This is a genomic window from Mesorhizobium captivum (genome assembly GCF_033977165.1).
Classification (GTDB): Bacteria; Pseudomonadota; Alphaproteobacteria; order Rhizobiales; family Rhizobiaceae; genus Mesorhizobium; species Mesorhizobium captivum.
In genome coordinates this window covers 1-15,593 of record NZ_JAVIJB010000023.1, presented here as the reverse complement: position 1 = coordinate 15,593, position 15,593 = coordinate 1, and the positions used below count along the sequence as shown (strand labels likewise).

At 64.9% G+C, this 15,593-nt stretch carries 20 protein-coding genes; 8 read left to right on the top strand and 12 right to left on the bottom strand.

Features of this window, described 5'->3' with window-relative positions; all coding sequences use genetic code 11:
- Positions 1 to 672 precede the first annotated feature (672 nt).
- The 3 genes from RFM40_RS19670 (at position 673) to RFM40_RS19660 (ending at position 2,158) form a co-directional block, all read left to right on the top strand.
- Entirely contained in the window at positions 673 to 1,110 is a 438-nt protein-coding gene (locus RFM40_RS19670; RefSeq protein WP_320278049.1) for a curlin, read from the top strand.
- A 60-nt stretch (positions 1,111 to 1,170) separates the two neighbouring features.
- Entirely contained in the window at positions 1,171 to 1,572 is a 402-nt protein-coding gene (csgH, locus tag RFM40_RS19665) for a curli-like amyloid fiber formation chaperone CsgH (RefSeq protein ID WP_320278048.1), read from the top strand.
- A gap of 178 nt (positions 1,573 to 1,750) precedes the next feature.
- Positions 1,751 to 2,158, top strand: a complete 408-nt coding sequence (locus RFM40_RS19660) for a curlin (protein WP_320278047.1) — start codon at positions 1,751 to 1,753, stop codon at positions 2,156 to 2,158.
- Between the two features lie 233 nt (positions 2,159 to 2,391).
- Here the strand turns inward: RFM40_RS19660 and RFM40_RS19655 are convergent, their stop codons facing one another.
- From RFM40_RS19655 to RFM40_RS19625, 7 genes are all read right to left on the bottom strand, one after another.
- Positions 2,392 to 2,724, bottom strand: a complete 333-nt coding sequence (locus tag RFM40_RS19655) for a hypothetical protein (protein WP_320226781.1) — start codon at positions 2,722 to 2,724, stop codon at positions 2,392 to 2,394.
- A gap of 278 nt (positions 2,725 to 3,002) precedes the next feature.
- Positions 3,003 to 3,494 (bottom strand): hypothetical protein, encoded by a 492-nt coding sequence (locus RFM40_RS19650; RefSeq protein ID WP_320226782.1) that lies wholly within the window; start codon positions 3,492 to 3,494, stop codon positions 3,003 to 3,005.
- A gap of 135 nt (positions 3,495 to 3,629) precedes the next feature.
- On the bottom strand, positions 3,630 to 5,024 hold the full coding sequence (locus RFM40_RS19645; protein ID WP_320278046.1) for a multicopper oxidase family protein: 1,395 nt from the start codon (positions 5,022 to 5,024) through the stop codon (positions 3,630 to 3,632).
- A 78-nt stretch (positions 5,025 to 5,102) separates the two neighbouring features.
- Positions 5,103 to 6,083, bottom strand: a complete 981-nt coding sequence (locus tag RFM40_RS19640; RefSeq protein ID WP_320278045.1) for an energy transducer TonB family protein — start codon at positions 6,081 to 6,083, stop codon at positions 5,103 to 5,105.
- On the bottom strand, positions 6,080 to 6,571 hold the full coding sequence (exbD, locus tag RFM40_RS19635; protein WP_320278044.1) for a TonB system transport protein ExbD: 492 nt from the start codon (positions 6,569 to 6,571) through the stop codon (positions 6,080 to 6,082). Before exbD ends, RFM40_RS19640 begins: the two co-directional genes overlap by 4 nt.
- A gap of 6 nt (positions 6,572 to 6,577) precedes the next feature.
- Positions 6,578 to 7,522 carry a tonB-system energizer ExbB gene (exbB, locus tag RFM40_RS19630; RefSeq protein WP_320278043.1) on the bottom strand — a complete coding sequence of 315 codons (945 nt, stop codon included), beginning with the start codon at positions 7,520 to 7,522 and terminating at the stop codon, positions 6,578 to 6,580.
- A gap of 17 nt (positions 7,523 to 7,539) precedes the next feature.
- On the bottom strand, positions 7,540 to 8,334 hold the full coding sequence (locus tag RFM40_RS19625; RefSeq protein WP_320226787.1) for an ATP-binding cassette domain-containing protein: 795 nt from the start codon (positions 8,332 to 8,334) through the stop codon (positions 7,540 to 7,542).
- Positions 8,335 to 8,535: 201 nt separating this feature from the next.
- On the opposite strand from RFM40_RS19625, the gene RFM40_RS19620 reads away from it, so the two are divergent.
- The gene (locus RFM40_RS19620; RefSeq protein ID WP_320278042.1) at positions 8,536 to 9,210 is read left to right on the top strand and encodes a cysteine hydrolase family protein; all 675 of its coding nucleotides are present in this window, start codon (positions 8,536 to 8,538) and stop codon (positions 9,208 to 9,210) included.
- Here the strand turns inward: RFM40_RS19620 and RFM40_RS19615 are convergent.
- Entirely contained in the window at positions 9,173 to 9,364 is a 192-nt protein-coding gene (locus RFM40_RS19615; protein WP_320278041.1) for a hypothetical protein, read from the bottom strand. The genes RFM40_RS19620 and RFM40_RS19615 overlap by 38 nt on opposite strands.
- 100 nt (positions 9,365 to 9,464) lie before the next feature.
- On the opposite strand from RFM40_RS19615, the gene RFM40_RS19610 reads away from it, so the two are divergent.
- From RFM40_RS19610 to RFM40_RS19600, 3 genes are read left to right on the top strand one after another with little or no spacing between them, the layout of a single operon-like run.
- Positions 9,465 to 9,632, top strand: coding sequence for a hypothetical protein (locus RFM40_RS19610; RefSeq protein ID WP_320278040.1), 168 nt, complete (start codon positions 9,465 to 9,467; stop codon positions 9,630 to 9,632).
- Positions 9,617 to 9,943: an antibiotic biosynthesis monooxygenase family protein gene (locus RFM40_RS19605; protein WP_320278039.1), complete on the top strand. Its 327-nt coding sequence runs from the start codon at positions 9,617 to 9,619 to the stop codon at positions 9,941 to 9,943. Before RFM40_RS19610 ends, RFM40_RS19605 begins: the two co-directional genes overlap by 16 nt.
- Entirely contained in the window at positions 9,940 to 10,872 is a 933-nt protein-coding gene (locus RFM40_RS19600) for a sigma-70 family RNA polymerase sigma factor (protein ID WP_320278038.1), read from the top strand. Before RFM40_RS19605 ends, RFM40_RS19600 begins: the two co-directional genes overlap by 4 nt.
- Positions 10,873 to 10,911: 39 nt before the next feature.
- On the opposite strand, the gene RFM40_RS19595 is transcribed toward RFM40_RS19600, so the two are convergent.
- Together RFM40_RS19595 and RFM40_RS19590 are read right to left on the bottom strand one after the other, a co-directional pair.
- Entirely contained in the window at positions 10,912 to 11,850 is a 939-nt protein-coding gene (locus RFM40_RS19595; protein WP_320278037.1) for an LLM class flavin-dependent oxidoreductase, read from the bottom strand.
- Positions 11,851 to 12,016: 166 nt separating this feature from the next.
- Positions 12,017 to 12,166: a hypothetical protein gene (locus RFM40_RS19590; protein WP_320278036.1), complete on the bottom strand. Its 150-nt coding sequence runs from the start codon at positions 12,164 to 12,166 to the stop codon at positions 12,017 to 12,019.
- Between the two features lie 308 nt (positions 12,167 to 12,474).
- Here RFM40_RS19590 and RFM40_RS19585 point away from each other — a divergent pair, with 308 nt between their 5' ends.
- The gene (locus tag RFM40_RS19585; protein WP_320278035.1) at positions 12,475 to 13,242 is read left to right on the top strand and encodes an SDR family NAD(P)-dependent oxidoreductase; all 768 of its coding nucleotides are present in this window, start codon (positions 12,475 to 12,477) and stop codon (positions 13,240 to 13,242) included.
- Positions 13,243 to 13,434: 192 nt separating this feature from the next.
- Here the strand turns inward: RFM40_RS19585 and RFM40_RS19580 are convergent, their stop codons facing one another.
- Both RFM40_RS19580 and RFM40_RS19575 read right to left on the bottom strand, forming a co-directional pair.
- On the bottom strand, positions 13,435 to 14,379 hold the full coding sequence (locus RFM40_RS19580) for an ABC transporter permease (RefSeq protein ID WP_320278034.1): 945 nt from the start codon (positions 14,377 to 14,379) through the stop codon (positions 13,435 to 13,437).
- The gene (locus tag RFM40_RS19575; RefSeq protein WP_320278033.1) at positions 14,376 to 15,431 is read right to left on the bottom strand and encodes an ABC transporter permease; all 1,056 of its coding nucleotides are present in this window, start codon (positions 15,429 to 15,431) and stop codon (positions 14,376 to 14,378) included. The genes RFM40_RS19580 and RFM40_RS19575 overlap by 4 nt, the downstream gene beginning before the upstream one ends.
- Positions 15,432 to 15,593: the final 162 nt, after the last annotated feature.

Sequence of the window (15,593 nt, the reverse complement as noted above, 5' to 3'; positions counted from 1 at the left end):
CAACGACTACGACATCGACCGGACCGAGCGGGCAGATCAATAACGGCAAGACCGACTGCAATAATTGCTCAACGTCGACCACGACGACCGGACCGGGGAATAGTAACTGATTACGACCATGTTGTGCGGGAAAACCGCGGGCATGCCGTGAAGACCGTCTGGCGAAGGGAGAGGGGTGCGGATGATTGTTGGGGAACCCGCTCCCTTTTATCTCTAGCCGTTGCAGCGTCGCCGCCGGCATTTGCCGGAAAGAATGGCTTCGACAGCGGCACGACGTCCACCTCCGGGCAGGGGAATGGCGGAAACACAAACGACAGCGCCAACCCTGACAACAATGGCCAGACGACAATGACGACGACCACGTCTGGACCGCATGGTCAAATTAAGTCGGGCGATACCTCCTGCAACAACTGCTCGACGACAACCACGACCGATGAACCGGGCAAGAACAGGTAAGTGCGTCAAGGGGGCAGAAATGCCCCCTGTTTATTGCTCCACGAAGCAGCCGCTCCGAGAAAGCCACCCCAACGCACCATGGGGGCCGCTGCGTTACCCGCTGAATATCAGCCCCATGAATTTTCGCTGAATGAAGCCTTCAGGCTCCGTTCCGGGCCGACCTCCTACAAAGGGACCGTTCAACCGCGGTCCCCTGCCGCATGAAGGAGAAGTCCCATGACCCGCACATCAATTGTCGCCGCAGCCTTGGCAGCCGTCGTCGGCTTTACCACCGTCGCTCCCGCGATGGCCAATGACGTCAACATCGAGCAATATGGCTGGCGCAATTCCGCCGGCGGCGGCCAGCACGGCTATCGTAACCGCATACACGTCTATCAGGATGGCCGCTTCAACACCGCGATCGGCCAGCAATATGGTCATCGCAACCGGTCTGTGATCGGGCAGCAGGGCGTCAACAACTACGGCGCGACCTATCAATACGGCAGCCGGAACGCCGCAGGTATTGCCCAGTTCGGCTCGAACCATACCGCGATCCTGACGCAGGACGGCAACGGCAACATCGCCGCCGGCGTCCAGGTCGGCCACGGCTGCAACGCCGACGTCAGCCAGGGCGGCGGCGGCAATGTCGCCGCCTTCGTCCAGGACTGCCCCTGAACCATGGTGGCCGGCAACGGTGTTGCCGGCCACCATCCTGACATCGCGAGGAGATCATCCATGACCAGATTGGACAAGCGAACAGCAGCGGCGTCGGCCGCGCTGCTGGCCGTCATCGCCGCCGGCGCGACCGGCGCGACGGCCGGCAAGGATGGCTCGACTTCCGGGCCGCTGCGGTGCGAGATACGAGATGCGATTGAAGGAGACGCCATTCTGCTGGAGCCCCTGGTTTATGCCGACAAGACCATCAGCGGCACCTACACCGTCAGCGTCTCCGGCGACGGCCCGTCCGGCTCCGCTAACATCCGGCAGGGCGGCGCCTTCGAAGCCAGCCCGGGCAATCCCGCATCGCTCGGCCGGATGAGCGTCGGGGCGAACGGCGCTGCCTACGACGTCAAGCTGAAAGTGACCGCAGGCGGGACGAGCGTCAACTGCGTCAAGCAAGTGTCCGGCCCTGCCTGAACGCCGGCTCTCGCGGTCCGCAGATCAAAGAAGGGCTCCGGGGCAACCGGAGCCCTTGGCCGTTTCCGAGAGGCCCTGGAGCATGTCTTGAACGGCTGCTGAACGATCCCTTCCGTCACGGTTCAGCTTGGCTGTGCGACTGTTTCTCATCAACGGTCGAACCCCCGGGAGACGGAACATGAACCGCCAGATCGCGAAGCTCGGTCACGCCACCGCGCTCGCCGCAGCCATCGGCCTGCCTCTTGTCGTCGCTCCGGCAAAAGCGGGCGGTTCGATCGGGCTTTACTACTCGCCTCGGACGGCCCGCGATGCGCGGGCGCTCGACCTCGGTCTGCGCGCCTACAATGGGCTGCGCAACGGCGCCCATATCAGGCAGCTCGGGCGGTACAACCGTGCCGGCATAGGTCAGGACGGTGCCGGCAATCTCGGCATAATTCGCCAGGAAGGCAGCGGCCACTCCGCTACCTTGCGGCAGGACGGCAACGACAATTCCTACGGCATTTTCCAGTTCGGCAGAAACACCGACGCCAACATCGCGCAGGCGGGCGACGGCCAAAGCGGAGCAGCCCTGCTGTTCGGCTGGTAGGCGAGAAGTCGCCTGGTTGCGGATACGTGTCCGGCTGTCCAGCCACGCATCCGTTGCCGATGATCGATTGCAGCCCGCGAGGACTCGCGAGCAGCCCCCAAACGGAGGCAGCCCTTAAAGCATGTCTCCCGAAAGTGGGGCCGGTTTCGGGACAAAGACATGCGTAAAATCAAGACCTAAAGCGCATGGAGCGAATCTGAAAGATCGCGACGCGCTTTAGGCCTCGGCTGGCCTCAATCGTCCCAATCATCCCAATGGTCTTCATCCTGCGGATAGCTGGGAACGACTCTGATAACCGTCCGCGGACGCTGATAGCGCCAATAATACTCGTCCGGCACCTGCGGCTCATAGGTGCGGTAGATTTGCCGGTAGTGGTGCTTGGGCTTCCAGTACTTGTGCTTCTTGTGCGACCGCACGCAGTAGCCGTCCTCGGTCAGGTACGCGCATGTCACGTGCGCCTCTTGAACCAAGCTGTCTCTATCCGGCACCGCCATCATCGGCGCCGCCTGGGCCGCAGCCATTGGCGCCAGCATGGCCCCGGCAAGGGCAAGAACAGACAATTTCATCGACCTCTCCTTCGTCTCCAAGTCAGGGTCGGAAAAACTTCCAGATTGGGGACGATTTGGGGCGGCCGGTGATCACTTTGATTTTCCGCCGCATATATAAGCGTTAGATCATATTTCTACCGGCATGCTCAAAGCTCGCCTTTAGGACTGAAGTTTTCCGCGCCATCCCTGCGAAACTGACCGGCGTATGAGACCGCAGAACCATTCTTCGCGGGCTTCCAACGCTGACAAAATATGGGCGCTCCCGCGTGGCCTCGCGTGGCCTCGCCTGGCCCCACTTACCTGGACACCGCCGTGGTGTGCCTACGTTGGCGCGCATAGGCCACGCAGGCGTCCACGGTGCTGACGCAGAGCGCGTCGCGGCTGTTCGGCAGGTTGTTGTCGCCGGCATAGGCGACCTCGGCGACACGACCGCCGATCATCCGGATCTGCGTGTTGCAGTAGCCGCCCGGTGCGACATTGACGGATCCTCCAACCGCCGGGATCGCGCCCACGGCCATGGTCGGGACCGCGATGCTGAGGTTGCCGCGCTGCACGGTGCGCTGATACGTCCAGATCTGGCCGGATGATCCCATATCGGCCGTCGCGGTCGGAAAGCCGGCGCACATGCGGATGTCGGCCTCGCTGAGGCCGATCATCTCCTTGCGGGCGGCGGCCGTCGTGACGTCCTCTCTTGCGACCCGCGACGTGTCGTCGGGAACGACACAGGAAGACAGGATGGAGATACCTGCCGCGACAAGGGCAAGTTTTCGAATGCGTAAAGATGTCATGCCGTTAGTCGGGTTTACGTGGCGCCCCAGCGCCCTTCTGGCTACCTAGGCAAACGGCCAAACGCGTCAACCCAACTTCGTTCATGAATTCGCGGTCGAAGGCGCGAGCGTTCGACACCTTTTCCTCGGCAACCGTCACACCACCCGGAAATAGCTCGTCATCCCGGTCTTCTGGTGCTCGATGATGTGGCAGTGGAGCAGCCAGTCGCCGGGATTGTCGGCAACGAAACCCAGCTGAACCTTCTCGTCGGGCTGGATGAGATAGGTGTCGGAGACGAGCGGCTGAACTTGCCGCGTCGAGGACGACAGCACCTTGAAACTCATGCCGTGCAGGTGGATCGGGTGAGAGTGCGGCGTAAGATTTTCCATGTCGATGATGTAGCTCTTGCCGAGGTTGAGTTCGGCGAGCGGCGCGGTCGGGTCCGGCGTGTCGCCAGGCCACGGCACCTTGTTGATCGCCCAGAAACTATAGCCGAGTGAGCCGCAGATGCTGTCGGCCGAAACGTTCTCCGCTGTGGCGCTGAGCGCCAGCGGAATGCGTTTGGCGCTTGCAAGATCCACCTCCGCCACCGGGTTGGCCTCCAAAGAGCCGAGATCGCGAAGATCCCGCTTGAGCGATTTCCCGACCGCACGCAGCGTCGCCAGAACCTTCGGCTTGGTGCCTCTGACGTCGCGCAGGCTGACGATCGCGCCTTCGTCGTCGGGCATGCGGACGGCAAGCTCCAGCCGCTGGCCGGGCCCGAGCTGCAAGGCGTCGGGCGCAAAACGTTGCGGTACCGGATTGCCGTCGATTGCGATCACCGCCGCCTCGGCGCCGTCGACGCGGAAGGCATAGATGCGGGTGACGTCGGTGATGGCGGCCCTGAGCCGCACCAGGCCGCCTGCCGGCGCGTCATATTGCGGCTGGTCGAGCCAGTTGGCCGTACGCACGGTTCCATAGGTGCCGCCTCTCGCTGCGTCGCGCGGGCGGAACGACTCGATGAACTGGCCGTCGTCGCCGAGGCGCCAGTCGCGCAGATTGATCACCAGTTCGGAATCGAACACCGGATCGTTCGGGTTCTCCACCACGATGACGCCGGTCAGTCCGTGGCCCATCTGCTCGAGCGTGTTGCAGTGCGGGTGGTACCAGAAGGTGCCGGCGTCGGGCGGCGAAAACGCGTAGTCGAAATGGTCGCCTTGATAGACATAGGGCTGCACCAGGAACGGCACGCCGTCCATCTTGTTCGGAACGCGGATGCCATGCCAGTGGATCGTCGTCGGGTCGTCGATGCCGTTGACGAGCCGCGCGGCAAAGGGCTCGCCCTTGCGCATCCTGACGACCGGCGGCGTGCCGGCCGCACCATAGGTGAGCACGTTTTTGGTCGGGCCGGCCTCCGTCAGCTTCGCCTCGATGCTGACGGCCTTCAGGACAAGCGGCTCAGGCTTCGCCGCCGCGAGACCGGTCAATCTGCCGGCAGTCGAGGCACCGATGCCAGCGAGGCTGGCGGCCGCGGTGGCTTTGAGAAGATTGCGGCGTGTGAATACCGTCATATGGCTTTCCGGCGGGCAAGGTCCCGCTGCGTCCCAGGCTGAACCGTTCAGCCGCCTATCACCATCCGTGTCGCCGGCCTAGTCCCGCAGGCTGAAGACGAAGGGCGCCGTGCGGGTGACGCGCGCGCCGAGCTCCGCCGGCGGGATAGGCACGGTTGCGCCCTGCAGCGCGCCGAGCGCCGCGCGGTCGAGATCGCCGTCGCCGGAGGATCGCGCCAGCCGGGCGGAGACCACCCTGCCTGAGGCGTCCACCGTGAAGGTCACGCTGGGGCTGCCTTCGGCTTTTCTCGCGCGCGCCGCGCTCGGATAGCGGGTGTGCCGCCTGATCCACGCCGCCAGGCTGGCATTCCACCGCGACGGGCTGACGCTCGACCGCGGCGCCGCGTCGGAGGATTGCGGCGCTGCGGCCTTCGCTCCCGCCTTGGCATCGATGCTGGCCGTCGTCACCGTCTTGGCGGGCGCCGGCTTTTCCTTCTTTGGCCGCTGCTTCGGCTTTTCGGCAGGCTGCTTTTCCGCTTTCTTCTTCGCCTCGACCGGCTTGTCCGCCTTGACGTCCGTGTCGACCGGTTTCGGCTGCGGCACTGGAATGACGACGTCGGGAGCCACGGCCTCGACAGGATCAGGCACGACCCCGTCCAGCGGCTGCTGCTCGCTCAGCGCTGCCACGGTCGGCCCTGCCTGTTCGGCCTCTTCCGCTTTATCGGCCTCGACCGGCTGCTCTGTGAGCGGCTCGGCCTCTTCCACCACCGGCGCCGGCTCGGTCACCGGCTTTACTTCGCTGACCGTCGGCGTCTCTGCCGCATCGGGCGGATCCGGCGTGACCGCGTCGAGTGTCGCTACGTCTTCCGGCATAGCAGATGCAATCACCATCGGCGCCATTTCGACCGCCAGAGCCGGCGGCGGGCCGCCGTCCGGCACTTCGGCGAAGCTGAGGTTCTGCACCGCATAGGCGACCGCGACATGCGCGGCGAGAATGATCGCGGCAGCGCTCGCCCACAGGCCGGCTTCGCGGAGGCCGAAGCGCGGGTGAGGTATTCGGGGCAAGGCGGCGGTCGTCATTGGCTGGTCCCGGCTGTCGGCGGCGCAGCTCCGGCGGCTGGCGCTCCTGCCCGGCCCGCGCCCTCGGTACCGGATGTCTCCAGCCCGACCAGCGCCACCTTGAGATAGCCGGCGGCGCGCAGCAGGTTCATCACCTCCATCAGCTCGCCATAGCCGACATTTCTGTCGGCGCGCAGGAAGATGCGCGTCTGCTTGTCGCCCCTGGTGCGGCCGTCGAGCACCGCGGCGAAGGCCGGACGCGGCACACTGTCATTGCCGATCGCCAGCGTGAGATCGCTTTTCAGCGTCAGAAACAGCGGCGTCTCGGGCCGTGGCGCCGGCGTCGCGGTCGATCCAGGCAGGTCGACATTGACGTCGACGGTCGCCAGCGGCGCCGCGACCATGAAGATGATCAGCAGCACCAGGATGACGTCGATGAACGGCGTGACGTTGATCTCGTGGCTTTCCTCGAGATCCTCGCCCGTCGTCTCACGGATCCGCGCCGCCATCGCCGTCTACTCCGCCGCCATGGCCGTCGCCGGCGGCACCGTGCGGAAATCGAGATCGCGGCTGACCAGCCGTTCGACGCCAGCGGAAGCGTCGGCGAGGATCTGCCGGTAGCCGGCTATCGAGCGCGCGAAGACGTTGTAGATCACCACCGCAGGAATGGCCGCGACCAGGCCCATGGCGGTGGCGAGCAGCGCTTCGGCGATGCCCGGCGCCACCACCGCCAGATTGGTGGTCTGCGCCTGCGAGATGCCGATGAAGGCGTTCATGATGCCCCAGACGGTGCCGAACAGGCCGACGAAGGGCGCCGTCGAGCCGATGGTGGCGAGCAGGCCGGTGCCGCGCGACATGCGCCGTGCCGCCGCCGCCTCGATGCGCGAAAGCCTGGAGGTGACGCGCTCCTTCAGGCCGTCGCCTGAAGCATGGTCGAGCGCGCCGGCCGAAAGTGCGCGCTCTTCCTCCGCCGCCCGCACCAAGAGCACGCCGGGTCCGTTGCCGTGTCCGAGCGCGCGGCCGGCCTGCATCAGCGTCGCGGCATTGCCGATGGCAATGGCCGCTCGGCGAGCTCTCAGCTTGCCGCCGAGGATCTCCAGCGACTTGGCGAGCCAGATCGTCCAGGTGACCAGCGAGGCGAAGGCAAGCCCGACCATGACGGCTTTGACGACGATGTCGGCCGCCATGAACATGCCCCAGGGCGAGAGGTCATGCGGCAGCGTCAGCGCAACAGCGGAAGGCTCTTCGCCCCCGGCGTTGCTCGGAGCCGGCTGGGTATCCGGCTCGACCGGTGCCTGCACGGCTGTCGGCGGTGTCATGGGCTGTTGGGTGGGCGCCTGTGCGGCCGGCGCCGGCGTTGCCGGTTGCTCCTGCGCCAGCGCTATACTGGCTGAAAGAATAGGGCCTGCCGAAAAAATGACGGACGCGGCCAGTGCCGCAAAAAAACTGTTCCGGGACAAGGTTCGTCCTCGCTTCTTCATTGCACGTAACCGATTGGCTGGCCGCTGACGGGATGCTTGAGCACGCCCATCTCGACGCCGAAAATGTCCTTGAGCACGTCGCCCCGCATGATCTCGTCCGGCGTGCCGCGCCTCAGCAGCCGTCCTTCCTTCAGCGCGATCAGCTCGTCGCAATAGCGCGCCGCCATGTTGGGGTCGTGCAGCACCACGACGACGCAAAGGCCGCGCTTGCGGCTGAGCTCTCGGACCAAACCGAGCACCTCGACCTGATGCGCGATGTCGAGCGCCGAGATCGGCTCGTCGAGCAGCATCACGCCGGCATTCTGCGCCACCAGCATGGCGAGCCAGGCGCGCTGCCGCTCGCCGCCGGAAAGCTCGTCGACCAGCCGGTCAGCGAAAGCGCTCATGTCGGTCAGCGCCAGCGCCTCCTCGACATGACTTTTGTCTTCCGGCCCGAACCGGCCGAGCGCGCCATGCCAGGGATAGCGCCCGAGCGCCGCCAGCTCGCGCACCGTGAGGCCGGTCGCCGCCGGCGTCGTCTGCGGAAGATAGGCGAGAGCCCGCGCCAGCTCTCGCGCGCCCCAGCCGGCGAGCGGGCGCTCGGCGAAGCGGATGTCGCCGGAGCTTGCCGGCTGCTGGCGCGCCAGAAGCTTGACCAGCGTCGACTTGCCGGAACCGTTATGGCCGATCAGCCCGTAGACACGCGCGCATTGCAGCTCGAGCGAGACCGGCCCGAGCAGCGTGCGCTCGCCGACGGCAAAGCGCACCGCCTCGACATGAAAGGCTGTCTGGATATCTGCTCCGGTCAACATCCGTCTCCCAACCGGCCGCTGCCTCGGGCTGTCGCCAAGGCGGCCAACGCCGGTTGACTAGAAAACATGAGGTAACTAGTCAACTATAAAGGTGACTTTGTTGATCAACAAATTGCCGGGACCCTGATCGGGACCGCAGTGAGGTCTGGACGGTAATGCCGCCGCTGAGTCACGATACGGTAGCAATCGAGGCAGCAGGCGATGATCAAGGCGACACCTTTCGACTTCCCCTATGACGGCCGTCTGGTGCCGCAAAGCACCGCGCTGCTGGTGATCGACCTGCAGGAGGATTTTCTGTCGCCGACAGGGTACTTCGCCAGAAAAGGCTATGACCCCGCGCCGCTGAGGGCGATTCTGCCGGCCGTGAACCGGCTGATTGCAGCCGCTCGCGCCGCCGGCTTGACCGTCATCCACACCAGGCAAGGCTATCGCGCCGACATGGCCGACATGACGCCTTACGAGAAATGGCGACGCAAGCGGGCGGGACTGGACGGCACCGACATATTGCTGCGATCCAGCCCCGGTTTCCAGATCGTCGCCGACATCGAGGTGGCTGCGCAGGACATCGTCGTCGACAAGACCTGCAACGGCGCCTTCACCTATACCGACCTGGAGCTGGTGCTACGCGCGCGGGACATAACGCATCTGCTTTTCACCGGCTGCACCACCGATGTCTGTGTGCACACCACCTTGCGCGAGGCCTGCGACCGCAATTTCCAATGCCTGACGATCGCGGACGCCTGCGCCAGCGGCGACCAAAAGGCGCACGAAGCCGCCCTGCACATGGTGACCGTCGAGGATGGCGTCTTCGGCGCGCTGACGGACTCGGAGGCCGTCATCACCGCGCTGTCACGACTCGCGGGCGCGGCGAACTGACGGCTTCGGGATCGCGTGGGTCGCCGACCTCCGGCCAGCCGATATCCTTGCGGATATCCATCGGCAGCAAATAGAGTGTCCGCGCCGCCCGGTAGCGGGCATGGACGGTCGCGTATTCGGTCGCCATGCGGCTGATGGATGACAGGATCGACATTTTTCTCTCCCTTGGTTGATGCCGGCGCCAGAAGCATCGGCACCCACCAGGACGAATGACGGGTACCTTTCGGAACGGTGGGGAGGAATTTTTCCTGAAAATGACCGATGCATTGCCGATCGACAGGCGCTTGTTGGCCGCCAATCAATTTTTTCGCATGCACCGTTCCGTTCCCGGCATCGCGTTCGTCTTGACGGTTGTGACGATCGCGGAAGCCACAATGGCCTCCGCCAGGACAAACGGAGCCAAGCCATGTCGACCGCAGTGACCTTGATCAACGTCTTCACCGCCAAGCCCGGCAAGCAGCGGGACCTCGCCAAGGTGCTTGCCGAAGGGACGCGGAACTTCTTCAGCAAGCAGCCGGGCTCGCTGTCGTCATCCGTGGTCGTCGGCGGCGACGGCAGCAAGGTGGTCAACATCTCGCAATGGCGCTCGGCCGAGGACATCGCCGCCTTCCGCAGCGATCGCCGCTTCGCCGAGTACATGAAGACGATTATGGAGGTTGGAACCGGCGAGACCGTGATGGGCCACACCAGCTATTCCCATACCGGCGGAGTGGAAAACCAGGAGGCTTCGTGACCGGCTCGGACCATCCCGTTGCTACGACCGAAGCAAGGCTTCGCGCCTTCGAGCGCGAAGCCGCAGGCCTGAGGGCCAAGCTGCACCGCTATTGCTCACGCATGGTGGGATCGGTCATCGATGGCGAAGACATCGTCCAGGAAGCCCTGGCCAAAGGCTTCGTGGCGATCAGGAATGGCGACATGCCCGACAAGACCGAGTCCTGGCTGTTTCGCATCGCGCATAATTCAGCGCTGGATTTCCTGCGCAAGCGAAGCCGCTCCAAGGCGCATGAGAGTGACATCGAGCTCGATACGCTCGCCGACGAAGACTCGCCCATCGATGCGCGTATCGCCGCCGAGGCGAGCCTTGCCGAGCTGATGCAGTTGCCGCCGGCACAGCGATGCACCGTCGTTTTGAAAGACGTGCTCGGCCACAGCCTGGAAGAGATCGGCGAGATCCTCGAAACCACCGAAACGGCGATCAAGGGCGCGCTGCAGCGTGGCCGCGAAAACCTGCGCAAGCTGGCGGCAGCACCTCGGTCAGCAGCGCCGCGCCCGGCCCTCAACCGAGAGGACATGCGGCGCCTCGGCGACTATGTCGCCGCCTTCAACGCCCGGGATTTCGATGCCTTGCGCGGCCTGCTTGCCGACGACGTGAAGCTGGAGCTGGTCAATCGGCTTCGCGCCGAAGGCAAGGAGTATGTCGGCAATTATTTTGGCCGCTATGCAGACGAGACGCATTGGCATTTCACCACCGGCACCATCGAAGGCCGGCCGGCCATCCTGGTCACGAGCCCGGACCGTCCGGACAGGCCGCCGCGCTACTTCATCCTCCTCGATTGGGAGAATGGCCGGATCGCCGGCATCCGCGATTTCCTCTTCGCGGACTATGTCATGGACGGTGTGGATTATGCCCCGCAGCCGCCATCGGCCATCGATCCTCAATAAGACCGGCCGCAACAGCCGGTCTCACCTCGACCGGCAATTTCAGCCGATGCGAGCGTCCGTGAAGGAGCGCGGCGCAAACGGTCCTGGCTGCGGGATATCGGCTTCGCGCCGCGCCAGCGAATTAGAGATCAGAGTGATCGTCTCGCGGCCGATCCGCGCGATCTCGCTGGGCCGGTCGATGCCGCTGATCATGAATTCCTCGATGCCCAAGGTGGCGTAGGGCAACAGCGAGAGCGCAAGCCGCGCCGGTGGTCCAGCAAGCTCGACCGCCCGATGGTCGGAGGCGCCTACCCAGCCTTCCGGATGGATGCGGACCGGAAGCGCGAAACGCAGCTTAGCGGCACGGCCGTGCTCGGCGGCGGCGCCGCGCACGCGCTCGATAAGCTGCCGGACCTCGTCGGGCGAACCAGTCGCGAGCTCGAAAACATCGGCGTGCCGGCCGGCGACTTTCAGCGCCGTGCCCGATTGTCCGCCGAGGCGGATGGCGAGGTCGGCGCCATGCGGGCCCTTGCGCGGCACGAAACCGCCTCTCACGCTGTAGAAGGCGCCTTCGTGATCGAAAGGCTTGTCGTTCGACCACAGCCGTTTCAACAGCACCAGATATTCGTCGATACGCTGCCAGACCACGCTGTGGCCGGCCGGCCGCGCCTCGGCGTCGCTGTCATCGAGCGGCTCGCTCAGCATCCTGAGCGACAGGCGGCCTCCGCTTTTGGCGTCGAGCGCCGCAAGCTGCCTGGCCGCCACCGTCGGCTCGACCACGCCGGCCCAGTGCGTCAGCACTACTTCCAGCGACGCCGTGCGGTCGAGCGTTTGGGCGGCGATGTCCATATTGGTGAGCAGGCCGGCCGGATCGTCGACCACCAGCTTGCGGAAACCGGCATCCTCGATCAGCGACAGCTTGGTCGCGGTCTCGGCGAAATCGTAGAAGAAGCTGCCATTGGCAGGCTTACCGGGAACATGCGTGAACTCGATCGGCATCGCCATCTCCTCCATCACGTTGGGTCGCCCCGTTCTGAAAACCCGCGAACAAATCCAATGCGTAGGCGCACGACAGCGCCCGGCGCTTGGCCAGTCATCTGCTCGATTATTCAACTCAGATTTTGCACAGCGGGGCCTCGGCCCCGATGCAATCAGGACCCGTCAATCAGGGTATGAGACCCAGCACCACCGCGCCGGTGAACACGAATGCCAGCGCGAAGACGACATAGGCGAAAGTGCCGCCATAGGCGGGCCTCCAGCTCTCACCGGCGGTCAGCCTTTGGCCCCTGCGCTGGGCGTTCTGGATGTAGGACATGGTCGAGCCTCCGTCTCGGCCATTAATCTATAAAGTTAGTAGACTTTGTCGATTGCTATTTTTTAGGCGTTTTTGAAACGACATTCTCAGATTCTAGAAATTGGTGGTTTTTCTTACCCTCCTTCAAGGGAGGATCCCGACCGCCGGAGTGTGGGGCACTGACCTTGGATTGACCTGGAATCGGCCAATCGGAGCGGCCTGCCGAAGCCAAAAAGCCCTTGCCCGATAGAGCTTGGCCATCCTAGGCGGCCGGTTTAGCATCCCGGCTGGGCAAAAAGACCCTTCAGAGAACAGAACGGAGAAAAGACATGGGTGGAAGGCTGGCGGACAAGGTCGCCATCATTTCGGGCGGTGCGACGGGCATGGGCGGAGCGGCGTCCGAGCTGTTTGCCGCCGAAGGCGCCAAGGTGGCGATCATCGACCGCAACGGCGAGGCGGCCGGCAAGACCGCCGCTGCAATCCGCGCGCGGGGTCATATCGCCGAGCATTTCGTCGCCGACGTTTCGGACGAAGCGCAGGTCGAAGCGGCGGCAAAGGCGGCGGCCGAAAAATTCGGGCCGGTGACCGTGCTGTTCAACCATGCCGGCACCATCGTCATCAAACCGTTCCTGGAGACGACCTTACAGGAATGGGACTGGCTGCACGCCGTCAACGTGCGCTCGATGTTCCTGATGACGCGCGCGGTGCTGCCCGGCATGATCGCCGCCGGCGGCGGCTCGATCGTCTGCACCTCGTCGATCTCGGCGGTGGCGGCAACGCCGAACGAAGTGCTCTACGACACCACCAAAGGCGCCTGCCATATGTTCGCCCGCGCCATCGCGGTGGAGTTCCGCGACCGCAACATCCGCTGCAACGCCGTCTGCCCCGGCTTCATCCGCACTCCGCACGGCCTGCGCGAGGTCGCCGATCTCGGCAAGCTCGGCGTCGACGTCTCGGACGCGGCGATGGCCGCGCAGCAGGGCCGCATCGGCGAGCCGGAGGAGGTGGCGAAGGCGGCGCTGTTCCTCGCCAGCGACGAATCGAGCTTCGTCAACGGCGCGCATTTGTTCGTCGATAATGCGTTTACGGCGATTTGAGGCTTTTCAGAATCTAGGTTCCTCGCCCCCGCGAAGCGGGGGAGAGGTGGCCGCGAAGCGGACGGAGAGGGGGCTGCGATGCTGGCGAGTTTTCGCGGAACCACGCCGAGGCTGAGCCATTCCCCTCTCCGTCTCGGCTTCCGCCGAGCCACCTCTCCCCCACCTTCGTGGGGGCGAGGAACCCAAGCTTTGCTACCGCTCTTCCCTTCGAAACGGCTTCAACAGCGCCGATGGCGCCACCGCGTTGCGCGACATGAAGGCCATGGCGACGATGGTGAAGATGAAGGGCAGCATCAGGAAGGCTTCGTAAGGAATGTGCCCGAGCCCGCTTGCCTGCATGCGCAATTGCAGCGCATCGACGAAGGCGAAGAGCAGTGCCGCCCCCGCCGAGCGCCATGGATCCCAGCGGCCGAACACGACCAGCGCGATCGCCACCCAGCCGCGGCCTGAGACGACGCCGAAGGTGAAGGCGTTGAACTGCGCCATGGTGAGGAACGCGCCGGCGAGCCCCATCAGGGCGCCGCCGAGGATCACCGCCTGGAAGCGCGTGGCGATCACGCTGACACCGGCCGAGTCGGCGGCACGCGGATTCTCGCCGACCATGCGCACCGACAGGCCCCAAGGCGTACGATAGAGCACGAAGGCGGCGAGCGGTATGGCGATGATCGCGAGATACACCAGCGTGAACTGGTTGAACACGGCCGGGCCGAGGATGGGAATGTCCGAAAGCAGCGGGATCGGCACCGGCTTGAAACCATCGATGCTCGGCGGCACGGACTGCTGGCCGAAGATCAGCCGGTAGAGGAAATAGGCAAGGCCGGATGAGAATAGCGTCACGCCGATGCCGCAGACATGCTGGCTGAGACCCAGCGCTACGGTGAACAGCGCGTGCAGCGCGCCCATCAGCGCGCCGGTAAGCACGGCCACCAGCACGCCCAGCCACAGGCTGCCGCTGAGGCTGGCGCCGGTGAAGCCGGCCATCGCCGAGAGCAGCATGATGCCTTCGATGCCGAGATTGAGCACGCCGGCGCGCTCGGAGAACATTTCGCCGAGCGTCGCGAAGGCCAGCGGCGTGGCGATGCGGATGATGGCGGCAAGGAAGCCGACCTGAAAAATCTGCTCGAACACCGCGCTCATGATGGAGCTCCCACGCGGCGGATGCGGTAGGCGGTGAAGAGCAGCGCCACCAGCATGGCAAGCAGCGCCGTGCCCTGGATGACGTCGCTGAGGAAAGCCGGCACGCCGGTCGCGCGCGACATCGCCTCGGCGCCGGTCATGACCGCGGCAAGGAAGAGCGCCGCCGGCACCACGCCGAGCGGATTGAGCCGCGCGAGCATCGCGACGACGATGCCGGAATAGCCGTAGCCCGGCGAAATGTCGCTCATCACCTGGAAGTGCACGCCGCCCACCTCGCCGACGCCGGCGAGCCCGGCCAGCGCGCCGGAAAGCAGCGCGGTGGAAAGCAGCACGCGCTGCACGTTGATGCCGCCATAGCGCGCCGCTTCCTGGTTCTCGCCGGTGACGCGGATGCGGAAACCGAGCGTGGTGCGCGCAATCAGGAACCAGCAGAGCGGTGCCGCGATCAGCGCCGCGACGACGCCGAGATGCAGCCGCGTGCCTTCGATTAGCACCGGGAAATTGGCCGAGTCCTTGATCGGCGGCGAGATCGGATAGCCGCTGAACGTATCCTTCCACGGCCCCTCGATCAGCGCCATCAGCGCGTAATAGATGACCGAGTTGAGCAGCAGCGAGCTGACCACATCGTCGACCTTGAATTTGACCCTGAGCGTCGCCGGCACCAGCGCGACGAGAGCGCCCGCAGCCGCGCCTACAAGCGCCATCAACAGCATGGCGAGATAGCCCGGCATCGGGATCGCGCCGACGAAGCAGCTCGCCACCGCGCCGGCCAGCAGCTGGCCCTCGGCGCCGATGTTCCAGAATTTTGCGCGGAAGGCGATCGCCACCGCGAGGCCGGTGAAGATCATCGGCGCGGCGCGCACCAGCGTCTCGGTGATGGCGTAACTGTCGCCGAGCGACGCCGACAGCATCACGCCATAGGCCTCGATCACGCCGGCGCCGGCCACCGCGATCAGGCCGCTGCACAAAACCAACGTAACCGCGATCGCCAGCAGCGGTAGCGCGAGATTGAACCAGGCAGGCGTCGAAGTGCGGGCTTCGAGACGAAACATCAGGCGTGCTCCGTCCCTGGGACAGCCGTCAAGCCGGAACACCCATTATCGAAGGACAATTGCCTTATGTTCGATCGATACCACATCGGGCGTCAGCGCCGCCCCTTGTATCTGCACGGACAGAGATTTGTGCGATGGAAGCGACTGAGCCTCGAACCGGAC